This is a genomic window from Mesorhizobium sp. WSM4828 (assembly GCF_055811175.1).
In genome coordinates this window covers 1-3215 of sequence record NZ_JBVVQK010000073.1, presented here as the reverse complement: position 1 = coordinate 3215, position 3215 = coordinate 1, and the positions used below count along the sequence as shown (strand labels likewise).

Annotated in this window: 5 protein-coding genes; 3 read left to right on the top strand and 2 right to left on the bottom strand. The window is 65.6% G+C overall.

Annotated features, from left to right (window positions below; all coding sequences use genetic code 11):
- Positions 1-129: 129 nt before the first annotated feature.
- Positions 130-342: a cold-shock protein gene (locus AC0L2X_RS32250; protein ID WP_023678332.1), complete on the bottom strand. Its 213-nt coding sequence runs from the start codon at positions 340-342 to the stop codon at positions 130-132.
- Between the two features lie 299 nt (positions 343-641).
- On the opposite strand from AC0L2X_RS32250, the gene AC0L2X_RS32245 reads away from it, so the two are divergent.
- The gene (locus tag AC0L2X_RS32245; protein ID WP_473559127.1) at positions 642-968 is read left to right on the top strand and encodes a hypothetical protein; all 327 of its coding nucleotides are present in this window, start codon (positions 642-644) and stop codon (positions 966-968) included.
- Between the two features lie 50 nt (positions 969-1018).
- Here the strand turns inward: AC0L2X_RS32245 and AC0L2X_RS32240 are convergent, their stop codons facing one another.
- Complete coding sequence (locus AC0L2X_RS32240) at positions 1019-1591, bottom strand: methylated-DNA--[protein]-cysteine S-methyltransferase (protein ID WP_473601187.1); 573 nt, start codon at positions 1589-1591, stop codon at positions 1019-1021.
- 207 nt (positions 1592-1798) lie between these two features.
- On the opposite strand from AC0L2X_RS32240, the gene AC0L2X_RS32235 reads away from it, so the two are divergent.
- On the top strand, positions 1799-2575 hold the full coding sequence (locus AC0L2X_RS32235; RefSeq protein WP_473559131.1) for a transglycosylase SLT domain-containing protein: 777 nt from the start codon (positions 1799-1801) through the stop codon (positions 2573-2575).
- Positions 2568-3056, top strand: coding sequence for a GNAT family N-acetyltransferase (locus AC0L2X_RS32230; protein WP_473559133.1), 489 nt, complete (start codon positions 2568-2570; stop codon positions 3054-3056). Before AC0L2X_RS32235 ends, AC0L2X_RS32230 begins: the two co-directional genes overlap by 8 nt.
- Positions 3057-3215: the final 159 nt, after the last annotated feature.

Below are 3215 nucleotides of genomic sequence, written 5' to 3'. Positions count from 1 at the left end.
GGCGGCCCCAACTGTGGGGCTTGGGGTGGGGGGGGCGTGCCGCGCCGGCGGGCTCCGCGCGCCCCCGCCTTAACACCCTGTCGTCGCCGCCCCCCCCCGCCCCCCCCCGCCCCCCCGCCATTCGCAAAATCAGGCTGCCTTGCTCAGAGATCCAGCGGACGACTTGCCAGTGCGGCGGTCCTGCTCGATCTCGAAGTTGATCTTCTGGCCTTCGACCAGGGTCGACAGTCCAGCGCGCTCGACTGCAGAGATGTGGACGAAAACGTCCGCGCCGCCGCTGTCAGGCTGAATGAAGCCGAAACCCTTGGTGGAATTAAACCACTTGACCGTACCTGTTGCCATTTCGATAGTCCTTTACGTTTGCTTTAGTTTGACTGGACCGAAACCCAGCCGGTTTGTATCGAGATTTTGGAGATAGAACGTCAGCAAACGCGAATATCGCGAGGCCCGGATCGATCGGCCGAAATATCAATGGACCGCATATAATATGCTTTCGCTCGAAAAACAAGACGGGGCGGAAAATGGCGCGGCGGCAACGCTGCCCAACGGCCGCCCCAATCGCGTGAGAGCGTCGTCGTCGCGCGCCTGACGCGGGAGATCGCGCTAGCTTCGGGCGCGACCGGGTTTTGGGCAGAGGGGCCATGAAAATCGTTCTGCTTGCCGCTTGCCTGACGCTGGTGGCCGCCGAGACGCAGGCGGCCTCGCGCTACGATCCGACGCGCATGAGCTGCGGCAAGGTGCAGGCGACGATCGCGCGCGAGGGCGCGGTCATCCTGCGCTACAGATCGGCGCGCGTGCCGGGCCTGGCGCTCTACGACCGCTACGTGCGGAGCCAGCAATTTTGCGACATCGGCGAGGTCAGGGCGCGGGCCTCGGTGCCGAGTGCCGATACGAATTCCTGCACCGTCTACAAATGCAAGCGGGTGGAGATCGACCGCCGCTTCCGCCGGCGCCTGCTTCCGGATTAGGAGTTGAGACGACGTGCAGGGTGTCGGCCTCACCTGAACATCGATAAACCCTAGAACCCGAACGACACCTGCGCTGGCGGCGGCGGGCCGACGCGCACGCCTTCCATTGCCAGCATCTTTTCCTTGGTGGCCGAGCCGCCGGGGGCGGAACAGCCGCCGATCTTGCCGCCGGCGGCAAGGATGCGGTGACAGGGGATGACCAGCGGCACCGGGTTGGCGCCGAGTGCGGCGCCCGTCTCACGCGCCAGCCCGGCATGGCCGGCGCGTTTGGCCAGTTCGCCATAGGTGGTGGTTTCGCCGAAGGCGAGCTTTCGCGCCGCGTCATAGATCGCCAGGCGGAACTCGTCGACGCCGCTGAGATCGACCGGCACGCCGGAGAAATCGACGTCCTCGCCGGCGGCGTAGGCCTTGATCGAGGCGATCAGTTCGGCAACCCATTGCGGCTCGGGCTTCGCTGCATGTTCGACGTCTGAGGCATGGCGCAGCAGCCGGCGCTCGACCGCGTCGCGGTTGCGCTGCGGCAGGCAGAGTCGGGTCAGCCCGGCATCACTCCAGGCGATGCCCATGAAGCCGAGCACGGTTTCGAAGACCGCGTGGCCGGTGGTGGCATGAGAGGCGTCCATGGCGTGCTCCTTTCCGGAATCCTTCGAAGTACAAATCCAGAACAATATCGCATTTCCCGGCCCGGCTCGCCACCCGAAAACCGCCGGCTGCCGCGGATTGCCCGGGGAAAGATGCTGGTGTAAGGACTTCTTAACACCCGACGAACCGGACCCGAGCGCCGCTTGCCAGCAAAATTCCTCTTTCCCGTCCTAGCGGCGGTGTTGGCCGTGGCCGCTCTCAGTGGTTGCACCTCGACTTCGCCGGTGACCCCGGCGCCGGCCTTCACCGAAAACACGGCCAACACCGATGCCGGCTTCACGCTGGCGCTGCCCGACACGGTTTCGGTGCTGCCGGAACCATCCAGCGTCGCCCAGGCGGCAGCACTGCCGGTCGAGCCGGCCGCCGCCTTTGCCGGGCCAACGCCGCTGGTGGCAACTACCCCCGCCGTCATGACCGCCAATGCCCAGCCAGCCATCGCGACGACCGCCGTCGCCATGCCGGTCACCGAACAGACCGCTACCATGCCCGGCGTTCAGCCGGTTTCCTACACGGTGCCGCAGAACCCGGCCGCTCTGGCCGCGACCGAACCGGTAGAGGGCCAGTCGAATGCCGGCGGCCGCAGCGAGATCGAGCGGCTGATCGAGAAATATTCCGCGCTCTACCAGGTGCCGGTCGATCTGGTGCGCAGCGTCGTCAACCGCGAGAGCACCTTCAACCCGAAAGCCTACAATCACGGCCATTGGGGGCTGATGCAGATCAAGCACGCGACGGCGCGTGGCATGGGCTATGACGGACCGGCGAGCGGCCTGTTCGACGCCGAGACCAATTTGAAATACGCGGTGAAATATCTGCGCGGCGCCTGGCTGGTCTCAGGCGGCAACCCCAAGCGCGCCGACCGGCTCTATCAGAGCGGCTATTATTACGATGCCAAGCGCAAGGGGATGCTGGGCGAAACCGGTCTCGGCAGCGACAGCCTGCGCCGCCGCATGCAGCCCGATGCCTGAGCCGCGTCCACCGGCGCCAAACGACATCCGCCTGCGCAAGATTTTGGACGACACGCTTCTGGTGCCGCGCTGGCCCGCAGGTTTTTTCATGCGCGGCTTCGAAGCCGCCGATGCGCTCGCACTGCATACGCTGTTGATCGCGGTGTTCGACGACGGTGCCGACGGGCCGTTCGACGAATGGTGGCCGCGCATTTCCGGCGACGCGGAATTCGATCCGGCTTTGTGTTTCCTGGTCATCGACGGCAAGGGCCGGCTGGCAGGCGCGGCGCTCTGCTGGACGCGGGCTTTCGTCAAGGACCTTGCCGTCCACCCCGAGGCACGCGGCAAGGGCATCGCCGAAGCGCTGATGCGCCACGCGTTTGCGGCGTTTCAGGCAAGGGGCGCGGCGCATGTCGACCTCAAGACCAACACGGTCGAGAACGCCGCCGCGGTCAGGCTTTATCAGCGGCTGGGGATGGTCGAGGTGGATTGGGTGGGGTGAGCGGCGGGGCAAAGCTGGCGCTCGGCCGCAGAAGTCGGCGCCGCCCCTCATCTGCCTGCCGGCATCTTCTCCCCGTATAGGAACCTATCGGATTCACACATTTTGCAGATTGAGTTTGGTTCCGTACTTGATGGCGTGGAATTCGGCGAGGCCGATGCG